24 protein-coding genes, 1 tRNA gene and 1 rRNA gene are annotated in these 23,450 nt (G+C 36.1%); 6 read left to right on the top strand and 20 right to left on the bottom strand.

Annotation, left to right across the window (positions count from 1 at the left end):
• Positions 1–19: 19 nt before the first annotated feature.
• On the bottom strand, positions 20–364 hold the full coding sequence (locus EJN67_RS04115; protein WP_165000720.1) for a family 4 glycosyl hydrolase: 345 nt from the start codon (positions 362–364) through the stop codon (positions 20–22).
• Positions 365–737: 373 nt separating this feature from the next.
• On the opposite strand from EJN67_RS04115, the gene EJN67_RS04110 reads away from it, so the two are divergent.
• Positions 738–2,441, top strand: coding sequence for a sensor histidine kinase (locus EJN67_RS04110; protein WP_165000719.1), 1,704 nt, complete (start codon positions 738–740; stop codon positions 2,439–2,441).
• Positions 2,434–4,035: a response regulator transcription factor gene (locus EJN67_RS04105; protein WP_129722814.1), complete on the top strand. Its 1,602-nt coding sequence runs from the start codon at positions 2,434–2,436 to the stop codon at positions 4,033–4,035. The genes EJN67_RS04110 and EJN67_RS04105 overlap by 8 nt, the downstream gene beginning before the upstream one ends.
• 24 nt (positions 4,036–4,059) lie before the next feature.
• On the opposite strand, the gene EJN67_RS04100 is transcribed toward EJN67_RS04105, so the two are convergent.
• Complete coding sequence (locus tag EJN67_RS04100; RefSeq protein ID WP_129722811.1) at positions 4,060–4,707, bottom strand: peroxiredoxin; 648 nt, start codon at positions 4,705–4,707, stop codon at positions 4,060–4,062.
• A 145-nt stretch (positions 4,708–4,852) separates the two neighbouring features.
• On the opposite strand from EJN67_RS04100, the gene EJN67_RS04095 reads away from it, so the two are divergent.
• Positions 4,853–5,722: a cation diffusion facilitator family transporter gene (locus tag EJN67_RS04095; RefSeq protein WP_129722808.1), complete on the top strand. Its 870-nt coding sequence runs from the start codon at positions 4,853–4,855 to the stop codon at positions 5,720–5,722.
• A gap of 53 nt (positions 5,723–5,775) precedes the next feature.
• Here EJN67_RS04095 and EJN67_RS04090 read toward each other — a convergent pair whose 3' ends face one another.
• The 8 genes from EJN67_RS04090 to EJN67_RS04055 all read right to left on the bottom strand — a co-directional run bounded on the left by EJN67_RS04090 (position 5,776) and on the right by EJN67_RS04055 (position 13,627).
• Positions 5,776–6,285, bottom strand: coding sequence for an ECF transporter S component (locus tag EJN67_RS04090; RefSeq protein ID WP_129722805.1), 510 nt, complete (start codon positions 6,283–6,285; stop codon positions 5,776–5,778).
• A gap of 37 nt (positions 6,286–6,322) precedes the next feature.
• Positions 6,323–7,891, bottom strand: a complete 1,569-nt coding sequence (locus EJN67_RS04085; RefSeq protein WP_129722802.1) for an ABC1 kinase family protein — start codon at positions 7,889–7,891, stop codon at positions 6,323–6,325.
• A 40-nt stretch (positions 7,892–7,931) separates the two neighbouring features.
• Entirely contained in the window at positions 7,932–8,189 is a 258-nt protein-coding gene (locus EJN67_RS04080) for a phasin family protein (RefSeq protein WP_129722799.1), read from the bottom strand.
• A gap of 128 nt (positions 8,190–8,317) precedes the next feature.
• Positions 8,318–9,310, bottom strand: coding sequence for a M42 family metallopeptidase (locus EJN67_RS04075; RefSeq protein ID WP_129722796.1), 993 nt, complete (start codon positions 9,308–9,310; stop codon positions 8,318–8,320).
• Position 9,311: 1 nt separating this feature from the next.
• Positions 9,312–10,328, bottom strand: coding sequence for a M42 family metallopeptidase (locus tag EJN67_RS04070; RefSeq protein ID WP_129722793.1), 1,017 nt, complete (start codon positions 10,326–10,328; stop codon positions 9,312–9,314).
• Positions 10,313–11,365: a M42 family metallopeptidase gene (locus EJN67_RS04065; protein ID WP_129722790.1), complete on the bottom strand. Its 1,053-nt coding sequence runs from the start codon at positions 11,363–11,365 to the stop codon at positions 10,313–10,315. Before EJN67_RS04065 ends, EJN67_RS04070 begins: the two co-directional genes overlap by 16 nt.
• 79 nt (positions 11,366–11,444) lie before the next feature.
• Positions 11,445–12,803: a Mur ligase family protein gene (locus EJN67_RS04060; protein ID WP_129722787.1), complete on the bottom strand. Its 1,359-nt coding sequence runs from the start codon at positions 12,801–12,803 to the stop codon at positions 11,445–11,447.
• Between the two features lie 56 nt (positions 12,804–12,859).
• Positions 12,860–13,627 carry an alpha/beta hydrolase gene (locus tag EJN67_RS04055; RefSeq protein WP_129722784.1) on the bottom strand — a complete coding sequence of 256 codons (768 nt, stop codon included), beginning with the start codon at positions 13,625–13,627 and terminating at the stop codon, positions 12,860–12,862.
• 286 nt (positions 13,628–13,913) lie between these two features.
• Here EJN67_RS04055 and EJN67_RS04050 point away from each other — a divergent pair, with 286 nt between their 5' ends.
• Positions 13,914–15,656, top strand: coding sequence for a C39 family peptidase (locus tag EJN67_RS04050; RefSeq protein ID WP_129722781.1), 1,743 nt, complete (start codon positions 13,914–13,916; stop codon positions 15,654–15,656).
• 45 nt (positions 15,657–15,701) lie between these two features.
• On the opposite strand, the gene EJN67_RS04045 is transcribed toward EJN67_RS04050, so the two are convergent.
• Genes EJN67_RS04045 through EJN67_RS04025 form a run of 5 tightly spaced genes read right to left on the bottom strand, consistent with a single transcriptional unit; the run spans position 15,702 to position 18,989 of the window.
• Positions 15,702–16,247: a 2-oxoacid:acceptor oxidoreductase family protein gene (locus EJN67_RS04045; protein ID WP_129722778.1), complete on the bottom strand. Its 546-nt coding sequence runs from the start codon at positions 16,245–16,247 to the stop codon at positions 15,702–15,704.
• Positions 16,248–16,250: 3 nt separating this feature from the next.
• Positions 16,251–16,985, bottom strand: a complete 735-nt coding sequence (locus EJN67_RS04040) for a thiamine pyrophosphate-dependent enzyme (protein WP_129722775.1) — start codon at positions 16,983–16,985, stop codon at positions 16,251–16,253.
• Complete coding sequence (locus EJN67_RS04035) at positions 16,986–18,050, bottom strand: 3-methyl-2-oxobutanoate dehydrogenase subunit VorB (RefSeq protein ID WP_129722772.1); 1,065 nt, start codon at positions 18,048–18,050, stop codon at positions 16,986–16,988.
• Positions 18,051–18,068: 18 nt separating this feature from the next.
• The gene (locus tag EJN67_RS04030; RefSeq protein ID WP_129722769.1) at positions 18,069–18,275 is read right to left on the bottom strand and encodes a 4Fe-4S binding protein; all 207 of its coding nucleotides are present in this window, start codon (positions 18,273–18,275) and stop codon (positions 18,069–18,071) included.
• A gap of 39 nt (positions 18,276–18,314) precedes the next feature.
• On the bottom strand, positions 18,315–18,989 hold the full coding sequence (locus tag EJN67_RS04025) for a P-loop NTPase family protein (protein ID WP_129722767.1): 675 nt from the start codon (positions 18,987–18,989) through the stop codon (positions 18,315–18,317).
• Positions 18,990–19,214: 225 nt separating this feature from the next.
• On the opposite strand from EJN67_RS04025, the gene EJN67_RS04020 reads away from it, so the two are divergent.
• Positions 19,215–19,928, top strand: coding sequence for a M15 family metallopeptidase (locus tag EJN67_RS04020; RefSeq protein ID WP_129722764.1), 714 nt, complete (start codon positions 19,215–19,217; stop codon positions 19,926–19,928).
• Between the two features lie 10 nt (positions 19,929–19,938).
• On the opposite strand, the gene EJN67_RS04015 is transcribed toward EJN67_RS04020, so the two are convergent.
• Both EJN67_RS04015 and EJN67_RS04010 read right to left on the bottom strand, forming a co-directional pair.
• The gene (locus EJN67_RS04015; protein ID WP_207207961.1) at positions 19,939–20,568 is read right to left on the bottom strand and encodes a YigZ family protein; all 630 of its coding nucleotides are present in this window, start codon (positions 20,566–20,568) and stop codon (positions 19,939–19,941) included.
• Positions 20,565–21,326 (bottom strand): sugar phosphate isomerase/epimerase family protein, encoded by a 762-nt coding sequence (locus tag EJN67_RS04010; protein WP_129722758.1) that lies wholly within the window; start codon positions 21,324–21,326, stop codon positions 20,565–20,567. Before EJN67_RS04010 ends, EJN67_RS04015 begins: the two co-directional genes overlap by 4 nt.
• 158 nt (positions 21,327–21,484) lie before the next feature.
• On the opposite strand from EJN67_RS04010, the gene EJN67_RS04005 reads away from it, so the two are divergent.
• Positions 21,485–22,696: an isocitrate/isopropylmalate family dehydrogenase gene (locus tag EJN67_RS04005; protein ID WP_129722755.1), complete on the top strand. Its 1,212-nt coding sequence runs from the start codon at positions 21,485–21,487 to the stop codon at positions 22,694–22,696.
• Between the two features lie 30 nt (positions 22,697–22,726).
• Here the strand turns inward: EJN67_RS04005 and EJN67_RS04000 are convergent, their stop codons facing one another.
• The 3 genes from EJN67_RS04000 to rrf form a co-directional block, all read right to left on the bottom strand.
• Positions 22,727–23,017: a hypothetical protein gene (locus EJN67_RS04000; RefSeq protein WP_129722752.1), complete on the bottom strand. Its 291-nt coding sequence runs from the start codon at positions 23,015–23,017 to the stop codon at positions 22,727–22,729.
• A gap of 163 nt (positions 23,018–23,180) precedes the next feature.
• Positions 23,181–23,255 (bottom strand) — tRNA-Asn (locus EJN67_RS03995).
• A gap of 9 nt (positions 23,256–23,264) precedes the next feature.
• A 5S ribosomal RNA gene (gene rrf / locus EJN67_RS03990) occupies positions 23,265–23,381 on the bottom strand.
• Positions 23,382–23,450 lie beyond the last annotated feature (69 nt).

The following is a 23,450-nucleotide window of genomic DNA, read 5'->3' as shown; positions in this document are numbered from 1 at the left end:
TACTCTTTGGCTATATTTATTATTGGCATAATTTTTTGGGGACTTCAATAGATCTCATAGCCATGTCAAAACTACCTGCACCAGTTGTTTCCTGCCCCAATACTCCATGATTCAATGCTATTACTTCATCAAGAGTTCTTCCCCTATCCTCACCTACCCTAAGGGTTGTAATTATAAAGTCTGCATCCTTTAATGCATAAACAGCATCTGTAGTCAGTTCAAAATTTACACCATTATCAATTAAATGGGCAATTTCCTGCGCTAATCCCCCGTATATTCTAAGCTTTTCTGCATCATTGTCCATAAACACTACATTATCTATACTTAACCTTTTAGCCCTGTTCAATATGGATTTTGCCAGCAACTGGGGATCTTACTCCACCCCCGCCCAAAACTGTCAGCTTCATATATAAAACCTCCTTAAAAATACATAAATAGCCAATATCATGATACTTACAGCATTGTCTTGTTTACGATTATATTTTTTTGATCCGATTTTATCAATGGATTAAACTTTGAATATTAGTAGATAAATTTAAGACATTGATATATATATTTAAGCTATGTTATAATATCAATGTAAATAATTTGTCTATAAAAGGAGCACTTTGTGTATCAATATGCTTAAAAAACTTTTCTCAAAAATAAAATTTATGATACTTAATTCTAGAATATTTTTTAAGCTTACATTTTTTATAATATTTATAAGTACAATTCCTCTTTTGCTTGTGGGAATAGTGCTTAATCATAATATGGGAAATATTATAAAGGATGAATTAGCTGCGTCATATGAACAAACAGTAAATCAATATGTAGCTAGTATAAACTATAAAATAGACGTATATAGTACTCTCATGCAAAATATTTGTTCAAATAATAATATACATGACCTTTTGGTAAACCAGGAATGTACAGATCCTGACAGAGGATATGATATGACAAGAAAAATATCAAAGGATATAAATCAATTATTAGGCGCACAAAATATAAGCGAGCTTAAAAATATGATGATCTATTCATATAACCCTAATAACCCTATATATGGATTTAAGATAAGCAATATAAAACAGGCACAGATGGAATCATGGTTTCAATTGCTAGATACTGACACTTTCAAAAAAGGATACTTCTTTGAAAACAAAACTCAAAACACAATAAAGCTTTCATTTGTAAAACCTATAATCGATACAACGGTGGAAAAATATGGCGAAAGGTTAGGAATAGTCAAATTTGATATAGATGCCGCTGCATTTTTTTCCTTTAAACGTAATCTTAGTAACAACCCCAATGCCTACATGTATATACTGGATTCTAATGGAAATATGTTATTTAATATAGACAACATGTCACTTCCCAATATTACAAGTTCAAATATGAAAACAATTTTAGAACAACCCTATGGAACAACGCATGTAGAAATAGATGGAGAAAAAGCCGCTCTTATATATAAGGATATAAATAATTACAATTGGAAGGCGCTTTTTGTATTTAATTATGGAGACATAGACAGAAAAGTGAAGGCAATAAGAAAAATGATACTGTATTTTACCCTAGTGGCAACTTTGACACTTTGCCTTGTATCTGCTTTATTTTCCAAGGCCTTTTCAAAAAGAATAGGTGTTCTAATAGATAAAATGAAAAAAATCGAGATGGGGGACATGAAAATAACCTCCACCATAGAAGGAAATGATGAAATAGGCATACTAGATAGTTACTTTAATAAAATGGTTGATAAACTCAATCAGCTTATAAATACGAATTATGTTCAACAGCTTGAAAAAAGAGATGCAGAGCTAAACGCACTGCAGCTACAAATCAATCCCCACTTTTTATACAATACATTGGAATCCATAAATTCCATAGCAGCCATAAATAACTGCCACGATATATGTGAGATAACTGATAGATTAGGAAAAATGTTTAGGTATAGTATAGATGAAAATTATCATGAATTTACCACTTTAAAAAATGAGATAGATCATATAGAAAACTATATGTATATACAGAATGTACGATTTGGCGGCAGATTTGAAGTTTTCCACAGTATTAACGATGATATTTTTAATTACAAAGTACTAAAATTTATGCTTCAGCCTATAATAGAAAATTCTGTAATCCATGGGTTTGAAGATAGCAATCTACCAGGATGTATTGAACTATCGGCTAATTTAAAAGAGGAAAATCTAATTATAACAATAAAAGATGATGGGAAAGGCATGGATAGGAATCAGTTAGAACAACTGGTTAAATATATAAACAAGGATAGTAATATTCTCAAAGGATATGAAAAGAGTATAGGCATACGTAATGTCAATATGCGCATAAAGCTGGCATTCGGAAAAGAGTATGGGCTTACCATAAAAAGTCAGATAGATATGGGTACCCAGGTAACTATAACATTGCCTGCGCAAAGGATCAAGGAGGCCAATACCTATGTATAAAATACTGGTAGTAGATGATGAAAAACTTATAAGAAATGGCATTATATCTAAAATAAAATATCATAAATTCTCATTTGATGAAATATTACAATCCCATGATGGGATAGATGCAGTGGGAAAAATCAAAAATAACCATATAGATATAATTATAGCAGATATAAGAATGCCTGGATTAAATGGACTCGAGATGATTAAACTAGCTAAAACGATAAAACCTGAAATCAAATTTATTATTATAAGTGGGTATGCAGAGTTTGAATATGCTAAACAGGCTATAAACATGGGGGCTATAGGATATATTTTGAAACCCATAGGAGATAATGAACTGGTAGACATGTTAAACAAAGCCATATACCAGCTGGATAAAGAAAATAATCTATTGGAGATAAGTAGCCGAAACAGTAAACTTAAAAAATACTGTCAAACTATAGAATATGAACAAAAACTCAATCAGATCTTTCATCAAATAAAAGTAACAAAAAGCAGTATACCTGATGAAAAGATAATAGCTATCCCTAAAGGATTTGACTGTTTTCTCTCCATTATCCATATTGACCATGCAAGCTATACAACATCTCTGTTCAATGAACGGGATACTGAACTTATGAAATTTGCTATAATTAATATATTAGATGAATATATGGATCAGTATAAAAAGATAATAGCAAATAATAACAAAAATAAAAACCAACTATTTATGCTAATAATATACCCTGCAAAAGATGTATCAAATGCTGAAATAAATAATCTATTATCAAAAATTCATCATGTTTTGAAATGTTATCTCGAGATAAGTATTACTATCGGAATTAGCCAACCTTCTGAGTCTGTATCTAATAATCTATACACTCAAGCAAAGCAAGCATTGGATATGAGAATAATATACGGAAATGATAAGATATATCAATATGGCAGTATACCGACAATGGAAAACATTTCCCTACCTTATAACCAATTAAATCTCCTGAAAAACTGCATAGGAAATTTTGATATAGACAACACCTTGCCATTATTAAAACAAATTTTTTCCAAAGAAAATATACAAGGGAAAAGTGCAGAGTTTATATATTTTTTATGGGTGGAAATTATTAATATGATTATAAAAGTATTCCCTGATTCCATAAATACCATTAATAAAAACATCGATATTTCACTCATGAGCAGAGAAATACTGGATAAATTTGATAATATAGACGAAATCATAAGCTATTTATATACAACTATAGCAGATATAATGGATATACAAAAACCATTAGATACAAACTGTAAAGATCGAATAATACTTATCCAAGAATATATTGAAAATCACTTTCAAGACGATTTGAGCGTAAATGACATAGCCTATTCCTTTGCCATAAATCCAAATTATCTATCTACAATTTTTAAGGAGGAAACAGGCAAAACTGTGATAGATTATATAACTGCTACACGCATGAAAAATGCATGTATGCTATTGTCAAAAACTAAAGCTAGGGTAACAGATATTTCAAAAAGCATAGGATATAACGATCCACAATATTTCTTCAGAGTATTCAAAAAAAATATTGGTATGACCCCGTTGGAATATAGGGAGAAGCATTTTGATAAGATATGAAGAACCATACTGTTGTATGGTTCTTCATACCTTATCTCTATAGCACCAATACCAGTCTATACACCTTAGTCCCTCAGGATCTCCTTCTCGCTCCAACAGCTCTTCATATGTCTTAGGGGGTGGTACCATTACCGGTTGCCCTGGACACCAATTGGCGGGAGTTACTACTTTTTCTCTATCAGATGTCTGAAGGGCATCCAATAGCCTTATTATCTCCGGTATACATCTGCCATTTGTAAGGGGATAAGACAGAATAGCCCTTATAATCTGCCTGTCATCTATTATGAATACACTTCTTACCGTTTCAGTAGAACTTGCTTCAGGCGATATCATGCCATATTTTTTCGCAATGCTCATATCCCTATCTGCTACTATTGGAAACGGTATGGCAATACCGGTGTTCATATATATATTATGCACCCATGCCAAATGGGAAGGGTTACTGTCTATACTAAGCCCTAATAGCTTTGTATTTCGTTTTACAAAAGCAGGATATGCCTTTGCAAACTCAATAAATTCAGTAGTACAAACCGGTGTAAAATCTCCAGGATGTGAAAAGAACACTATCCAGCTGCCCTTCCAATTGGATAATTTTAGTGGTCCAAAGGTAGTAATTGCTTGAAAATCTGGTGCCTGCATGCCAATGCGCACACCGCATGTATTATTATCCATCTCTTTCACCTCATATACTACATTTTTTTATCACTATATAGTATATGAAAATGATATTGCCATTGTTAATATTATATATAACCTAATACCTGTTATACACATATAATGGCTATAAACACCGAATTTATTTTGGAGGTAATATGAGATGGATAATAACAATCTGGGGGTTTTTACAGCACGTAACACCATAATAGTTAATGTACTCTTATGCATTTTTAAAATACTAGCAGGTATAATAGGGAAAAGTAGCGCCATGTTAGCCGATGGAGTTCATACCCTATCAGATGTACTAGCTACTGTTATAGTAATAATAGGACTCAAAGTATCTTCTAAAGATGCTGATCACGACCATCCTTATGGCCATGAAAAATATGAACCTATATTCGCAAAAATAATAAGCGTGATACTTATCTTAACTGGATTTTTTATTGGTTATGAGGGTGCAAAAGCTTTAATAAAAAAAGATATGCATACTCCAGGACAAATAGCCCTTATAGCTGCATTTGTTTCAATAATAATAAAGGAGGGCATGTATTGGTATACCATCAAAATAGCAAAAAAATTAAAAAGCATATCTATGGAAGCTGATGCCTGGCATCATAGATCAGATGCATTTTCATCAATTGGCACCTTTGCAGGTATATTAGGTGCCCGAATGGGCATAAAGGCATTAGATCCAATAGCCGGGATAGTAGTCAGCATATTTATAATAAAAGTAGGCATTGATTTTTGGCTAAAATCAAGCAAAGAACTAGTTGATTATTCTGCTGATGATGAAGTAATAGATAAAATACGTGAAATAACCCTCTCCATTAATGGAGTACATGAGATAAATGATCTAAAAACCCGAATATTTGGGAATAAACTCTATGTTGATATAGAGATATCGGTAGATGGAGATCTATCGGTAAAAAAAGGACATGATATAGCACAAAGAGTACATGATAATATAGAAATGGAAATAAAAGACATAAAACATTGCATGGTACATGTTGATCCTTATAAAGGAGAATGAACAATAACTGAGTAAAAATGGACCATAAGCATTTGCCTATAGTCCATTTTTACTTACATTTTCTTTATCCTAGCCACCGAATATGAAAGGGGTATAAAAATAACAGCCCCTACCACTGCCTGACCTATGTTGGCAGCTGCATCTATAAGACCGGTACGCCACTCTATTTGTAAAAAAGTAATCTCATATATGTAATATCCAAGTACCATCCACAAGCCTGCAATAATTAGGCCCAATACCTTTCTTCCCTTAGATGGTTCCCCATCTTTTTTATACAGAAACTTACCGGCTATGTATCCCATTATGCCTTTGATTATAAAAGTAGCAAACATATAGGCGGGAGCACCTAAATATAAATCCGCTAAAAATGAGCCTATTCCCGATACAAGGGCTCCTACACCAGGTCCTAGTAAAAATGCTGATAAATAAATTATTCCATCCCCACCATGATAATACCCTCCTTTTACGAAGGGTGAAGGTATCCTAGTAAAACTAGTAATGGCAAAGACCAATCCTGCTAGGATACCTGTTAATATCAATTTTTTAGTAGTAAATGACTTCATTTTGCCCGTACCCTCCCAACAATGTTGGATCCTTTTTTTACATTCTTCCCGATCGAATGATGGATATAAGCAGCCATATGCCCATTACAGCAGCACCTAGATATCCTATAAGTCCAATAGCAGGCATGCCATATATTTTAGGCCCGGCATTGGCATTTATAACAATAGATGAACCTATCACAAGGGAAGAAACGATCATGCCAAACACCACCCTATTGGCCATCTTATTAAGATCATTTATATTTTTCTCTAAATTTACATGTTCCATCTGAATCTTTAATTTTCCTGCCAAGATGCCATTTATGAGTTCCAAAAGCTTTTTAGGCATCTTAAGACCACTTTTATTGAAATTATAAAGTGCTTCAAAATAATCTAATATTTCCTGTCTGTAATCCTTATCCTTTGACATTTGAGTCTTTATATATGGAGCTATAATACTCATTACGTCCGTATCTGGTGACAGTTTTGAAATGACACCTTCGATGGTCAATATTCCCTTTACCATCATGGTTATATCCCGCGGAAGAGCTATATTATTATTTCTGCATGCCTTCATCACTTCATCAAGCATTTCAGGTATATTTATACTATACAAAGACATATCTATATAGTTGTTGTATATCTGCTCTATATCCGAATAAAATTTTCTAGTATCTACCCTGCCTTTCTTTATGCCAATCTTTAGAACTGATTGCGTTATAAGATTCATATTTCTTGTAGCTACACCATATAAAAACTCATTGAATTTATCCCGATTTGTCCTACTTAACTCCCCCATCATGCCAAAATCTATATAGGCAATTTTTTTATCACTTATGAGTATATTTCCTGGATGGGGATCCCCGTGAAAAAAGCCATCTTCAAAAATCTGTTTTAAATAATTTTGGGTAAGCTTTGTAGCTATATCATCTATATCATAACCTTCATCTACAAGTTCATCTACCCTATCTATCTTTATACCATCTATATATTCCATAACTAGTAGATTGGATGTGGTATATTGATCAAAAACTTGGGGACATGTTATATATTTTATATCCTTGTTGTTTTCGTAGAATTCTTTTATATTATTAGCTTCATTTAAAAAATCCATCTCTTCTTTAAATGTATATTCAAGTTCTTCCACTACCTGAACTGGATCTATTACAGACATCTGGGATCTAAATTTTAGTATACGGCTGGCCTTTTTAAGTAGTACAAGATCTTCCATCATAGTTTGTTTAACAAAAGGTCTTTGTACTTTTACCACTACATGACTCCCGCCTTTGAGCATGGCAGTATGTACCTGTGCAATAGAAGCACTGGCCATAGGTTTATCATCAAATTCCAAAAACAATTCATCTATAGACCCGTTTAATTCATGCTCTATAATGCCTTTTATAGCATCGAAAGGTTCCGGCTTTACATCATCCTGAAGCTTTTGAAACTCCAAAATATATGATTCAGGAATGATATCAGGGCGCGTCGATAGAATTTGCCCTATCTTAACAAACGTAGGACCAAGTTCTTCCAGCGCCCCCCTCACTTCTGCCGGATCATTAAATCCATGTTTCAAAAAAGTGGCTACTATCTTTTTTATTCTCTTTCGTTCCTTGCTTCTACCCATAGCATCTCATCCAAAAAAACATATTAAAAAACAATCCATGTTATTTATTTTCCAATTCATTAATACGCTGTTTTAACTGTTCAATCTCTTGCTTTAATTCATCTACCTGTTCCGCTGGATTGTCACCAGCATTCTTTTGCTTTTCATTCATCTTTTTCAGTTCTTCATTTATTTCCTTTGCCTGATTTACTGTAATATCGCCCCGTTTTACAAGATCATCTAACATGGCTACCGCTTTTTCATAGGTGTATGACATGGCTCCCAAACCAGCTAACATAATAGTCTTTAAAGTATCCATGATCTCATCTCCTTAAAGGTTATTTTATATCTATATTATACCACAAAGTGTTATATATATCACAACGCCCTGCCTATAAATAGCATAAAATCATAAATACATCAAAGGAAGGCCAATAGCCTTCCTTTTTATAGTTCTATTTGTTTTTCCAATATGGCAGTCAGTAACTTTATGCCATTTTCCATATCCGATTTGGATACCATTTCACTTGCACTATGGACATATCTGCAGGGTATGGACAATACTCCTGATGGCACGCCCTCTCTGCTCAAGCTAATAGCTCCCGAATCAGTACCACCATATTCTAATATCTCCATTTGATATGGCATATTCATCCCTTTTGCCGTGTCGACCATGAGCGTTTTTACCTTAGGATGAACAATAACCGAACCGTCCTTTACCTTTATAGCAGGACCTGATCCTAGTTTTACCGCCATAGGCATGCTCTTTGGTGTATCCCCTGTACCTGTTACATCTACAGCTATGGCAATATCTGGTTCTATAGCAAAAGCAGAGGTTCTCGCACCACGGAGCCCCACTTCTTCCTGCACAGTAAATACAAAGTATGCATCATTAGCACAATTTTTGAGATGTTTTATAGTCTCTATAAGTACTGCACAGCCGGATCTATTATCCATGGCACCACAGGTAAAATTATTTCCTGCTTCAGCAAAAGGTGTGTAGTATACCGCCATATCACCAATTGCAACCATGGATTCTGCTTCTTCCCTATTTGAAGCACCTATATCTATATACATCTTGTTCAAATTCACCTTTTTTATATCGCTTATTTCATTTTCATAGCTTACTACACCAACTAATCCATTTTTAAATATTACCTTGCTATGTATGGTATTGACAACCGATACTCCACCTACACTGGAAAAACGTAAAAACCCATTTTCATCTATATAGGTAACCATAAGTCCTATTTGATCCATATGGGCAGCTAGCATTATCCTAGGTCCATTACCTTTTTTATGGGCTATAAGATTGCCCATCACATCAACTGTTATCTTATCTACATAATCCCTTATTTCATCTGCTATAACAGTTCTTATTTTATCCTCATTACCTGAAGGTCCATATGTAGTAACAAGTTTTTTAAGCAATTCCTTCATATTATTCACACCCCTTTGCAAATTGTTTTACTAATCTAACGGTATTATTAAGGTCATCCAAATCAAGCACAGATACAGGTGAATGGATATACCTACATGGCACTGAGATTACTGCCGTTTTTACACCTTCCCTTGATAAATGTATCCTGCCCGCGTCATTCCCACCAGTTGCACCCTTTTTAATCTGAAACGATATATTATTGTCTTTGGCCAACTCAATAAGTCTGTTTACCATATCACTTTTTATTATTGATGTTCCGTCCATCATTGATATGGCCGGTCCCTCACCCATTATAGTAGAATACATATGCCCATCCACTCCTGACACATCTGAGCATGTTGTGCCTTCTATCACCAATGCCATATCTGGGGCCACATGATAAGCAGCTACACCTGCCCCACGAAGGCCGACCTCTTCCTGAACAGTAAAACAAGCATATATATCACACGCATATGTCTCCTTAAGTATTTCCATAAGTACTGCGCAACCTACTCTATCATCTAAAGCCTTTGCCTTTACCCTGTTTTCACCTATAGGAGAAAACGTAGTATCAAATGTGGCATAATCCCCTAATTTCACTATCTTTTTTGCCTCTTCTACAGATGTTGCACCTACATCTATGTACATCTGTTTAACCTTAACTGCCTTGTTCCTCTCCCCCGCTTCCTGAAGATGTATAGCTTTTATGCCCAATACTCCAGGGTGTCTGTCCTCACCTATAACTACCCTTTTTGACACCATCACCCTAGGATCTATACCCCCTACTGTCTTAAACTTCAACATACCATCATCGCTAAAACCACTTATTATAAATCCTACTTCATCCATATGGGCACATAGCATCAATTTCTTTGCATTATCGCTAGTACCCTTTTTATATGCAATAAGGTTGCCTATACCATCTATATAAACCTTATCCACGTATGGCAAAATCTCTTTCTTTATTATATCCCGTACCTGACCCTCATCGCCTGATACGCCATTTGCCTCGGTAAGTTTTTTTAATAAGTCAACCATTCTTGCCATCCCTCCTTTAGAGAAGCTATAAAAAGTGCCAATATCCTGGCAGCATCTTTTACAGTATCCATATTCAATGTCTCAACTGTGGTATGCATATATCTTAGAGGTATTTCCATAAGGAGAGTTGGTACACCGCTTTTTGATATCTGTATGGATCTGGCATCAGTACCGGTCGGACCAGGCTCTACCTCAACCTGATAATCTATATTATATTCCTTTGCTATTTCTATCATCCTATTGGTAAGCCTTTGGTGCATATTAGGCCCCATAGCAATTGCAGGTCCCTTGGTCATAGACACTGTATCATCCTTTGAGGCATCCGGAGTATCTCCATGCGTAACATCTATTGCTATCCCTACATCCGGAGTAATATTATATGCGCTTATTATTGCACCTTTTGTACCTACTTCCTCCTGGACAGTAGCTACAAAATATACATCAGCACAAAAATTAAGCCTATCAAGTTCTTTCATAGTCTCTAGCATAACAGCAACTCCCGCCCTGTCATCTAGTGACTTGCCATTTACAAACGACCCCTGCATACTAACAAGGGGGCTTTTAAATGTTATAACATCGCCTATGGTAACCAATTCTTTTACCTTTTCGGCGGGCATAGCCACATCTATTGCCATATCCTTCATCTTCACAGCATCATCTGCTTCGCCACCCTGTTGAAGATGTGGTGGTTTTGCGCCTATTACCCCTAAAAGCGTTTCTTTGCCATGAACGATAACCTCTTGAGACAGCAATATACGCTGATCTACACCCCCTATATTGGTAAATGTAATAAAACCATCATCATCTATATCCTTTACCATAAGACCTATCTCATCCATGTGTGCAGCCAGCATTATCTTAGGTCTATTCTCCCCTGTTCCACTGCTCTTTTTGCCGTATACATTGAAAAAACGGTCTATTTTTACATCGTCACAGTAGTCTTTAAATATGCCAGACACCCTATCGGCTACAGCATCTTCATAGCCTGAGATCCCTGGTATCTGGATTACTTCAGCTAAAAAATCCTTACTATCCATATATGTACACTCCTTTCATTAAAATCATAATTATCGGGTGTACTCAAATGGCGGTACACCCGATAGTCTTTATATATTTTTACGCATTATTTGATAAAATCAATATGGTATCTCCCGCCTCTGTTAAGGATACAGCCTTTCGTAATGCTTTATAGTTATCAATTTCACAATATGTTTCAATATTTCCCATACCATCTTTTATTTGAGAAGCAGCCTTCAAAAAAGTATGCCTGTCAGAATAATCGGAAGTTAATATAAGGCAATGGCTAAAGTCCTTTATCTTTTTTAATATGCTATTAGTAGAATCAAAATCCCTATGTGCCCCTGCACAAAATACAGTAACTACCTTACCCTCTTCGCTAACAGCCAACTCATCACATATATCATTAACTCTATCTATAAAATGTAAATCCTTTATGCAAAATTTTATATTATCCTTTATATCTAAATGACCATCTATCTCCCTAGCAGCGCAAAAGCCTTGAATACCTTTTTGTATGTGCTCAAAAGCTATATCATGCGCCATTCCCCAAGCAGCTGCAGCCATTGCATTGTATATATTGTGTATACCGGTACATTTAAGCTCTATGGGTACATCCCCCTTTGGCGTTTTTAAAATAAACCTACTTCCTTCACTATTTAGCTCTATATCACTTCCACCTATATCAAAATCACCATATAAACCATACTTTATTATATTATTCCCTTCTAATTGTTGGGCATGGTAATCATCCATATTCACAATTATAGGGCTGTGGGAAAGTTTTAGATGATCTATTAAGGTCTTGCGCATCTCGATATAATGGCAATCCATATCCTGATTTTTAAAGTATGTGTAAAGATCCGTATAAATGAGACTGTCAAACCATATATGCCTAAATCGTTCCTGAACAATTGTAGTATATGAACACTCTACCACACCATTTTTTATCCGATCATCAACAGCTTCACGCAAAATCGAGGTAAAAGTAAGGGGATTAAATATATCACCACCGGATACAGCCTGTTCGTCATCTACATTATAGTATGAATCCCCTACTATAAGAGTACTGATACCCGCTGATTGGAGTATAGACCTAACCATCCAAGCTATAGTAGACTTGCCATGTGTACCGGTAATACCTACTAAATTTATATATTGGGAAGGATTGTTATAAAAATTTTTCGCAATTGCTGATAAAAATCTTTTTATATTATAGCTTCTTACAAATGTCGCATCACAAGGCAATACCTCTTTATCCTTGCCTATGCATATGGCAGCAGCACCCCGTTCCACCGCTTCATATACAGATGTCTTATAATCACCATCATCAATATATATATATAAATAGTTGGGACGTACATCCTCTGTACGTATACAAAGTCCTTCTATATTCTTTTTTGTTCGACCGTATATCTCATATACGGGAGTACTGCCCAATAACTCTTTTAGAATCATCTCTTCACCCTTCTAATCTTCAGTATATAAAATAACACAATCTTCTATCTTAAATTCTAATAGCTTGTTAAATATAGAGTGGTTTTACTAATAACTTCTTCTTCCCACTCCTTCTTATTAAAGGTATGATCTGCACCGTCCACTACATGCAGTCTGCCCCTATCCCCATATACATCTAAATATCTATGGGATGCAGATAAAGATACAGTCATATCCTTGTTTCCATGCAAAATAAATACATCTTTCTTATATCCCGAGGCTTTGGCATATATATCTATTTTGCATATATCCTCTATAAATCCTCTGCCTAAAAGGAATCCATCCAAGTCATAATATTCTATATCAATATCCTCAACTGAAAACTTTAGCTCACAAAGTCTCTGCCTTATTATATCAGGCATATTACCAGCAGGTGCCCAAAGGCATAGGGCTGCTATATCGTCATTGTGAAGCCCTGCCAACATGCTAGCTACTGCGCCACCCATGCTAAGTCCTAAAACAAAAATCTTTTCTTGGTCAACAAAATCCAGGGATTTAGCATATTCTAAAATAGCCTCAGCATCCTCAAGTTCTCCTGATAATGTCATATTCTCAAAATCCCCATCGCTTTCACCACTACCTAGAAAATCAAACCTCAAGCTTGCTATCCCTGCTTTTTCAAGGGCGCGTGACTGCTTTACAAATATAAAATGGGATTCTAACTTATTACCAGTAAAACCATGAAACATAATAGTCAAAGGCAACTTACCCTTTTTATTATCCGGCACATGGAGCATGCCCCTTAGAGTCATACCATTTCGTTCAATTTCAACCGCTTTTTGCAAATCCGTTCCCTCCCATAATACTATCATCTTTGTTATTTTAATTTTAACATAATAAACTTTGATTAACAACTATAACGCCATTCTTCAATTCGTAATTTTAAAATAGTGCAATATAGCGGATATAAGTTTTATACCAATACAATCCATATTACAAATTGAATAGATTATTTATTGTACTTGTAATATTAAACTTTAACATCTATAATTATTATCTATAAAACATGCAATAGAAAATAATCGAGCGCCTTTTGTAAAACTTATATACAAATATGCTAGGAGTGAAAAAATGAAAAGATCGCGTATTACAATCGGTATAATAGCAATAATACTAATTTTTTCAACAGTAGCCTGTCAAAGTATAAAACTACCTTTTTTGCACAAGGTAGAACTTGTTATACAAGAAACCTATCCTCCAACCCCACTCCTTACCGGACCTGGAGATAATATAGATAATGCTAATAAGAATTTGTCAGAATTTTTAAAACATCTTTATACCGCCATCTCAAATCTAGAGAAAAATAATATAGACGCTCCGATCTTATCCTATACATTAACAGGAGATAAACCTTCATTTTCCCTTGAGGTAGACATCAGTAGACCAGATGGACATTCAATAGAAGAACTTATTTTTTCAATCAATGTAGATACGGGAGATGTAAAACTCGAACAACCTAAAATTGAAGATACACTAAAAGATAGTGCATTCATATATAATGCATTATATCTTAACATGAAGGGAATCAACATCCCCCTTGATTCCTATAAGCAAACTGTTACTATAGGCTCTTTAGCAGAATTGCTAACCAATGCATATGAAGCCATAGCTGGACATGAGATAGATACTAAAGACATAATAAACGTAGGTACGTTAGTACAACGTAAAGCCCTTGCAATCGATCTTTTAAACGTCAGCAATATAACCGACAATGAAAACTCCATACTCAGTGTGCAAGCAACTCTGGAAAATTCCATAGAGCGCATCCTTAAATGGCATGAAAGAATAGAACGGGATATATATGGCCTAGCTTCCCAACAAGCTACTTTAGATGATACATGGAATTTATTATCCATATTTAGCAAAATAACCAACATGGATTTTGCCAATGAAAAAGTCAAGGAACAAATAGATGGATTGCTAGACGCAAGCCAACCATTAACTCGCTTAGATCTTGCAAAAGTGCTTGTAACTATAGAGGAGATGCGCCTTGATGAAGAAATAATTTATAAATATCAGGGTTGGGTAGACATGGTCGATACAGATGATCCATACGCAAACAAGGCCGATATTACTGGAATTCTAATGCGGTATAATAATAATAATACGTTTTATCCCCAAAAGATGGTCCAATTTCGGGAGGTATATCCTCCATTATTAAATATAATAAACAGGTCATATGTACTAGTAGATGAAAATGAAATGGAAAAACCATTATCATACAAAGAAATTATTAATATAATAACCATGGTATTTTATCAACTTGCACAGCCTAAACCGTATGAAGAAAAAGTAGTAGTAAATGAGCGTCCATATGATTGGTATGTAAACCAATATGAGACTGGGGAATATGGCCAAGTAAACTGCATGCCCGCATCTATGGAGATGGTGCTAAAATGGCGTGATCCAGATAATACAATAACTACAGAACAGCTACGAAAAGAATATCTCTGCGATGGCGGAGGCTGGTATGATACAGGACTTATAAACGAATTGGAACGGCATAAGGTGCCATATACATTGGAATGGGATTTTTCATTAGAAACAATGCTGTCCCATCTGGATTCAGGAAATATACTAATAGTTATGTACAATGATGGTGTTGATTTTAGTGGGCATGCCGTGGTAGTTAAAGGTTACCGCAAGATACCTGCCGGAGTATGGGTAATTTGCAATGATCCGTCTACATTTGAACCCGTTGGCAAATACGGACGTCCCGACGGCATAGGGCGGGAGATGGAAGCCAAAGAGCTTCTATGGGAGATGGAACGCCATTCTTCCTGGTACATAGTAATACCACCTGCAACAGCCTAAATAATAAAAAAGCCTTCCCTTATTAACTAAGAGAAAGCCTTTTTATTATTTGTTTCTTTCTATACAATCTGCACCCATCCTTAACGCCTTTTTATTTATGGGGATAAAACGTTCCTTAGAAGGTCCCAATACTTTTCTCAATGATTCTAAAACCGATTCTGGAGATACAATCCCCGTCTTCTTTATATATGAACCTACCATTACCATATTTGCTACCCTGCTGTTACCGAGCTGATCCGCAATTTCATTTGCAGGAATATAGTATATATCTATATCCTCCCTTGATGACTTTTTATCTATCAATGAACTATTTATAAAAAGCATTCCACCTGGGAGCACTGCTCCCTCAAACTTATCAAGTGATGGAGCATTCATAGCTATTACGCAGTTCGCCCTATTTACTATCGGAGATGCAACAGGATCATCAGATACTATGACATTACAATTGGCCGTACCGCCCCTCATTTCCGGACCATAAGATGGTAACCAGGATACATGTTTTTCCTCTAACATACCACTATATGCAAGGAGCTGACCCATTAACATAACTCCTTGACCGCCAAACCCTGATATTATTATTTCTTGCGTCATTCCCTAAACCTCCTTATAAACCCCTAAAGGGTAATATGGGATCATACTATCTTGTACCCATTTAAGGGCTTCAATAGGCGTCATACCCCAATTTGTAGGACAAGTAGACAGTACCTCAACAAGTGCAAAACCCTTGCCAGATAGTTGCATCTCAAATGCCTTTTTTATAGCCTTTTTAGCCTCTATTATATGTTTTACATCGTGAACTGATACCCTGGCTATATAGGCAGACCCATCCAAAGTAGAGAGCATCTCACTCATGCGCACTGGATAACCTGCCCTCTCTACCTCCCTGCCATATGGCGATGTGGTCGTTACCTGACCTATAAGGGTAGTAGGTGCCATCTGCCCTCCAGTCATACCATAAATAGCATTATTTATAAATATAGTGGTGATCTTCTCACCCCTGGCAGCAGCATGTACTATCTCAGCAGTACCTATAGAAGCCAAATCTCCATCTCCTTGATAGGTAAAAACTACCCTATCGGGAAGAACCCTTTTTATTCCGGTTGCTACCGCCGGCGCCCTGCCGTGTGAAGCCTCCTGCATATCGCAATTAAAATATTCATAGGCAAATACTGCACACCCAACGGGTGCCACACCTATCGTCCGCTCCTGTACTCCCAACTCATCTATTGCTTCCGCTACCAGCCTATGGACAATCCCATGGGTACATCCAGGGCAATAGTGAAATGGCTTGTCTGTAAGTGCCTGGGGCTTTTCAAATACTACTGACATCTACATCCCCTCCTTTATCTTGTTTATCTCTGATAATATGGCTTCGGGGGTTGGGACCATGCCACCGGTTCTGCCATAAAAATATACAGACTTTTCACCATTTACTCCTAAACGAACATCCTCAATCATCTGTCCCATACTCATCTCTACCGTCAAAAATGCCTTTACATGGTCTTTATTTGCCCAGTCACTAAATGCAGCATATGGAAATGGCCAAACGGTAATGGGCCTTATAAGTCCAATATTTATACCTTGAGCCTTTGCAAGCTGTATAACCTTCTTTATAATCCTGGCTGTAGTTCCATATGCAGCTACTATTACTTCCGCCCCTTTACAGTTATAACACTCCACCCTGGCTTCATTCCTCTTTATAGCTTCATACTTATCATATATATGGAGCACATGATCCTCCAATTCTTTAGGATCTATATATAACGAATTTATAATACTTCTCTCCCTTTTACCATCCCAACCAGTAGTAGCCCACGTCTTTTCAGGTAGTTCCCGCCTTTTAATCCCTTCAAACTCCACAGGTTCCATCATCTGCCCTATCATACCATCGCCTAATATCATAACTGGATTTCTATATTGATCCGCTATATCAAAACCTTCAGCCACAAGGTCTACTGCCTCCTGTACAGTAGATGGAGCAAATACCACTAAATGATAGTCCCCATGGCCACCGCCCTTTGTAGATTGAAAATAATCGGACTGTGCAGGCTGTATTCCTCCAAGTCCCGGGCCTCCACGTACCATGTTTACTATCACACATGGAAGTTCTGCCCCTGCTATATATGAAATACCTTCCTGCTTTAAACTAATACCTGGGCTGGACGACGATGTCATAACCCTGGCGCCAGCACCGGCAGCACCATATACCATATTTATGGCTGATACCTCACTTTCAGCCTGTATAAAGCACCCATTCACCTTGGGCAATCTCTTTGCCATATATTCAGGTATCTCATTTTGAGGTGTTATGGGATAACCAAAAAAATATCTACATCCTGCCTGTATAGCTGATTCGGCTATAGCCTCATTTCCTTTCATCAAAACCTTTGCCATACGTCAAACCCTCCTTATCTACTTTTCTACTGTTATTGCTACATCTGGACATATACGGGCACAAAAAGCACAGCCTATGCATTTGTCCATGTCAACAACCGTGGCTGGATGATAACCCTTGGAATTTATATGATCCTTGTTAAGCGTTATTATACCTTTGGGGCATACCACGGTACATAATTCACAACCCTTACACCGCTCCTCATCAAATAGTACCTTCGCCATATAACCGAACCTCCAATCATACTTAATATTTTTAATATATTATATCCAGGGAGGCTGCATGTACAATTTATCCAATGAAAATATACCAGTCCTATGCATATCCGGCAATTTGCCTAATAAGTCCTTCCTTGCTGATACAAATGCAATAGGTATGTTGGTCTCTCTGGATACATCTTCCACTATGCATTGACCATCTAATATATGATTGATATCTGTTTCATATGATAGATTAGAATTATTTATAAGATAACTCACATTGAGCCTAGAATGTTTTTGTACCGCCATTAACATATCTACTATATCGTCCTTATTACTAGATAGGGGTCTTAGTGTATTTATAACATAAAACATGGTATAGGGCTCTTCCCTAAACTGAGGATAAAATCTCCCGAGAACAGTAGCGCCTACTTCATCTCCTCCTACATCAAACACTACCTTGGATGATTCATCACAAAAAACTCCATATATATCTGGAGGAAGGGATGGTATATCTAAAGTAGTATCAGCAAAATTAGGAGCTAACACCTTTATGCCATGGGCGTTTAGAATATCTTTTGCTTCATTTGAACGGAAAAATGGATTTACAATATCCAAATCAACCAATGTGACTTTATGACCTTGTTTTGATAATTTTATACTGTAATTTATGGCAAGCTCCGTTTTACCGCTGCCAAAGTGCCCGGTAAACAGTGTTACTCTGGTTGTATCTTTCATACATGATCCCCTCGCCCTACGTATAAATATATTTCCAAGATTATACCACATAATTATGCATAGTGCACGTACTAATTTTACAACCTGCAATTTGCAATATGAAATATGATAATATAAAACATATATAGGCATATAACTATTAAATCATAATAATAAATTAATATTTTCTTAAGAATAATGGAGTAAACTTATCATATGACCAAAAATCAGGAGGGATATTTTGATATGAAAAGAAAAAAGATTAGACGGCGCTATATTATAAAAAGAAGGTTTAAAATCTTTTGCCTATTGTTGATTCTAGCTATCTCATTTCCTTTCTTACATAATCATTTTTCACCTAAACAGCAAAATCAGATAGTAACAAGCCCAGATAGTATATTAGTTTTGGTAAATAGGAATAATAATTTACCCAATGGTTATGTGCCAAAAGATTTAGTAACACCAAATATACAATTTACCTTTAAGGAAGATCTACCTAAAAAACAAATGAGGAAAGAAGCTGCAGAGGCAATTGAGGCATTATTTGCTGAAGCTAAAAAAAATGGTATGAAACTATATGGTGTGTCGGGCTACCGGCCCTATGAAAGGCAGAAACAGATATTTGACCAAAAAGCACTAGCCACAGGAGAAGCAGAAGCTATGAAATATGTAGCCCTCCCTGGGCAAAGTGAGCACCAAACAGGATTAGCCATGGATATAACTAGTGAAAAAGGTGCCAAGAATCTACTTAAAGAAGGGTTTGGGAAAACACCAGAATACCAATGGCTCAAAGAAAATGCCCATAAATATGGATTTATCATCCGATATCCACAGGGCAAAGAAGATATTACAGGCTATAACTATGAACCATGGCATATAAGATATGTAGGTGTAAAATCAGCTACTAAAATATTTAAAAAAGATATAACATTGGAAGAATTCATCTCAGGTGCTAAATAAATTCTCCCAATTATAGATCCCATGGATAAAATGTATCTTCCAAGTAATGGCACTTAATATTACCACTGCATAGATCTGTCATAGTAGATTTAAAATCATCCCATGCATCATTAGTTATTACGGTAAAGCTCACTTTTTCCTTATAGTCCTTATCAAGCACTGGAATACCATGGGTATTGAGATAATATTCTATTATACCCAAATTAGAATAATCCATAGACAATATACCTTTGTGGCAAAGCTGCATGCAGACTACTCCCGCCTTATCCAAGGCTTCTGCTGTAGCCCTTGTATATGCCCTGACTAACCCCCCTGCACCTAGCTTTATACCACCAAAATACCTGGTTACCACCACTAATACATTTTTAATATCCCTTTGCTCTATTACCTGCAATATGGGCATACCTGCAGTACCACCAGGTTCTCCATCATCGCTAAAGCGCTTTGTCTCTACATCCAAGCCCGTCACATATCCATAGCAGTTATGAGTAGCATCAGGGTATTTATTCCGCATAGTCTGCAGAGACTCAATAGCTTTTTCTTCATTTTCTACAAAAATAGCGGTACCAATAAATCGGGATTTGTTTATAATTATCTCTATTTGAGCATCTTCCTTTATGGTATAATATCTATCCTTCAAACAACCACCCATTTTTTTATATTTTCGAAGCTTATACGAGCACTCTCAAGCGCCGGCCGTTTACATATATCTTGCTCTACTACAAGCCACTTGGCACCAATATCATTGGACGTCTCTATTATATTCTCCATATCCATAATGCCTTCCCCTACTTCTGCAAACACCGGTTTTTCATCCTTTATCATATCCTTTAGATGTACTATGGGAATTTTACTACCATAATTTCTTAAATAGTCAACAGGATTAAGTCCTGCATATTTAACCCAAAATGTATCTATCTCCCATTTCAGTTTTTCTTCCGGAATGTTTTCAAATAATATATTCAGTGCATATTTATCATTAAACTTCTGAAATTCAAAGTCATGATTATGATAACATAACTGTAGATCATTCTCTGTACATTTTTCCGATATTATATCTAATTGTTCAGCCAATTTTATATAGTCTTCAGCAGCTTTTCTTCTATCTTCCTGCAAATAAGGTACAACTATATAGTCTAAGCCCAAAGTTTTTGCATCATCTATTTCCTTTTGAAGATCCTTTTCCATATTCTCCAACGGTACATGGGCACTTATTGCCCTGAGATTTAGATCATCTAATACTTTTCTCAGCTCTTTTGCCGTATATGTACCTAAACCTGCAAGTTCTACACCATGATATCCAATTTTGGATACCTCTTTTAATGTACCAACAAAATCCTTGCTTGTATCCTCACGTACAGTATACAATTGCAAGGCAACCGGTAATTTAACAGCCATATTATCCACTCCTTTTTAAAATATCAAATATCAGTACATATAACTATTATATCATAATTCTTCAAGAAGATGAGTTTTGAAAATCCTCTGTATTGTATAAATATGAAAAATACTATATAATAAAATACATGTATACAATATGAAGGAGGCAAAGGAGAATGACCAAACAAGAGACTATAGAGAAGGCAAAAGAGCATTTTGGTAAGCTTTTGGAAGCGCAATTTGATCGTGTAGAGATGATGAAAAAGCAGTCCGAATTTTTAGACTATAGCAAGCTAGATACTATAATAATAGGCATAGTAGGCGGAGATGGCATAGGTCCTTACATAACAGCACAAGCCGAACGTATACTTAAATTTTTATTGAAAGACGATTTTGAGAAGGGCAAGATACAGTTCAAAGAGATAGATGGTCTAACTATAGAAAATCGGGTAAAACAAATGAAACCCATTCCAGATGATGTACTGGCTGAACTGAAAAAATGCCATGTAATACTGAAAGGTCCTACAACTACACCAAGGGCGGGGGATCCATGGCCAAACATTGAAAGTGCAAATGTGGCTATGCGAAAAGAACTTGATCTATTTGCAAATGTACGACCTGTAAAAGTACCTGAAGAAGGCATTGACTGGGTTTTTTATAGGGAAAATACTGAAGGTGCATATGCGCTTGGCAGTGACGGCATACATGTAAATAATGATATCGCTGTAGACTTTACCGTTGCCACCTATGAAGGATCCTATAGAATCATAAAGGCAGCATTTGATTATGCTAAAAAAAGCGGTATGAATAAGGTAACAGTGGTTACAAAGGCAAATGTAGTAAAGACTACTGATGGTAAATTCTTGGATATAGCCAGAAAAGTAGCCAAAGACTACCCTGAGGTAGAATGGGATGACTGGTATATAGATATAATGACAGCAAAACTTATTGATCCAAATCGAAGAACCCAATTCAAAGTTATGGTACTACCCAATCTTTATGGTGATATCTTAACAGATGAAGCTGCTGAATTTCAAGGTGGAGTAGGTACTGCAGGCAGCGCAAATATTGGCAAAAGATATGCAATGTTTGAAGCCATACATGGTTCTGCACCTCGTATGGTAGAAGAAAACAGGGCACAATATGCAGATCCTAGCAGTATTATAAAAGGAGCCGCCATGCTACTCGAGCATATAGGATATATGGGCGAAGCAAAAAGACTCCAAATGGCCCTCGATATATGTGGACAATATGAAAAGAAACTGGTGATAACAGGTCGTAATACCGGTGCTACTAGTGAAGAATTTGCAGACTATATAATGGATACCTTAAATGATCCTAATCTAGAAAGTAAATGGAATTCATATGTGAAAAAATGCTGTAGATAAAAACATCCCCCAACTATTTGGGGGATGTTTTTATCTCTTTTTACGAAAAAGGGATATACCACCAAACCCACTTATAATAGCTATATAGAATCCAAAATCATACCACCAGCCATTATTGAATATCTCATAGATACGAATATTTTTATCAAATATCCCTATTATAAGGGATAATGGTGCAAGCCAACCATGCCATATCCCCCAAAAAAAGCCTGCAGGTTTCTCCTTAGTATTATGTCCATCTCCAGGAATACATCCAGAAAGTATAATAGAAACAGTTAATAACATCAATATAAAGAGTACATACCTACTATTTGATTTCATAAAGTTTCCCCCTTTTATGGTACTTATTTTATTATATAGTACTAGCCACTTTTATATTCTAGAGATATGGTCAAAATCCTGCTCCATTATCAGTTGTTATACAAATTCCCAAAAATAAAAAGTCATACATATATAAATATGCATGACTTTTACCAAAAATAAATGGCTCCTCAGGTTGGATTCGAACCAACAACCCCTCGGTTAACAGCCGAGTGCTCCACCGTTGAGCTACTGAGGAATATATAGAATCCGGCAGCGTCCTACTCTCCCAGGGAGTCTCCTCCCAAGTACCATCGGCGCTGAAGGGCTTAACTGCTGTGTTCGGAATGGGTACAGGTGTTTCCCCTTCGCCATCGCCACCGAAAATTTATTAACTTTTTTACTCAGGTTCTTACACCCTCAAAACTACACAATGCCTTTTCCTTTTTCCTTG

The organism is Xylanivirga thermophila (assembly GCF_004138105.1).
In the GTDB taxonomy this organism is placed as follows: Bacteria; Bacillota; Clostridia; order Caldicoprobacterales; family Xylanivirgaceae; genus Xylanivirga; species Xylanivirga thermophila.
This window is presented reverse-complemented; position numbering and strand designations above follow the sequence as displayed.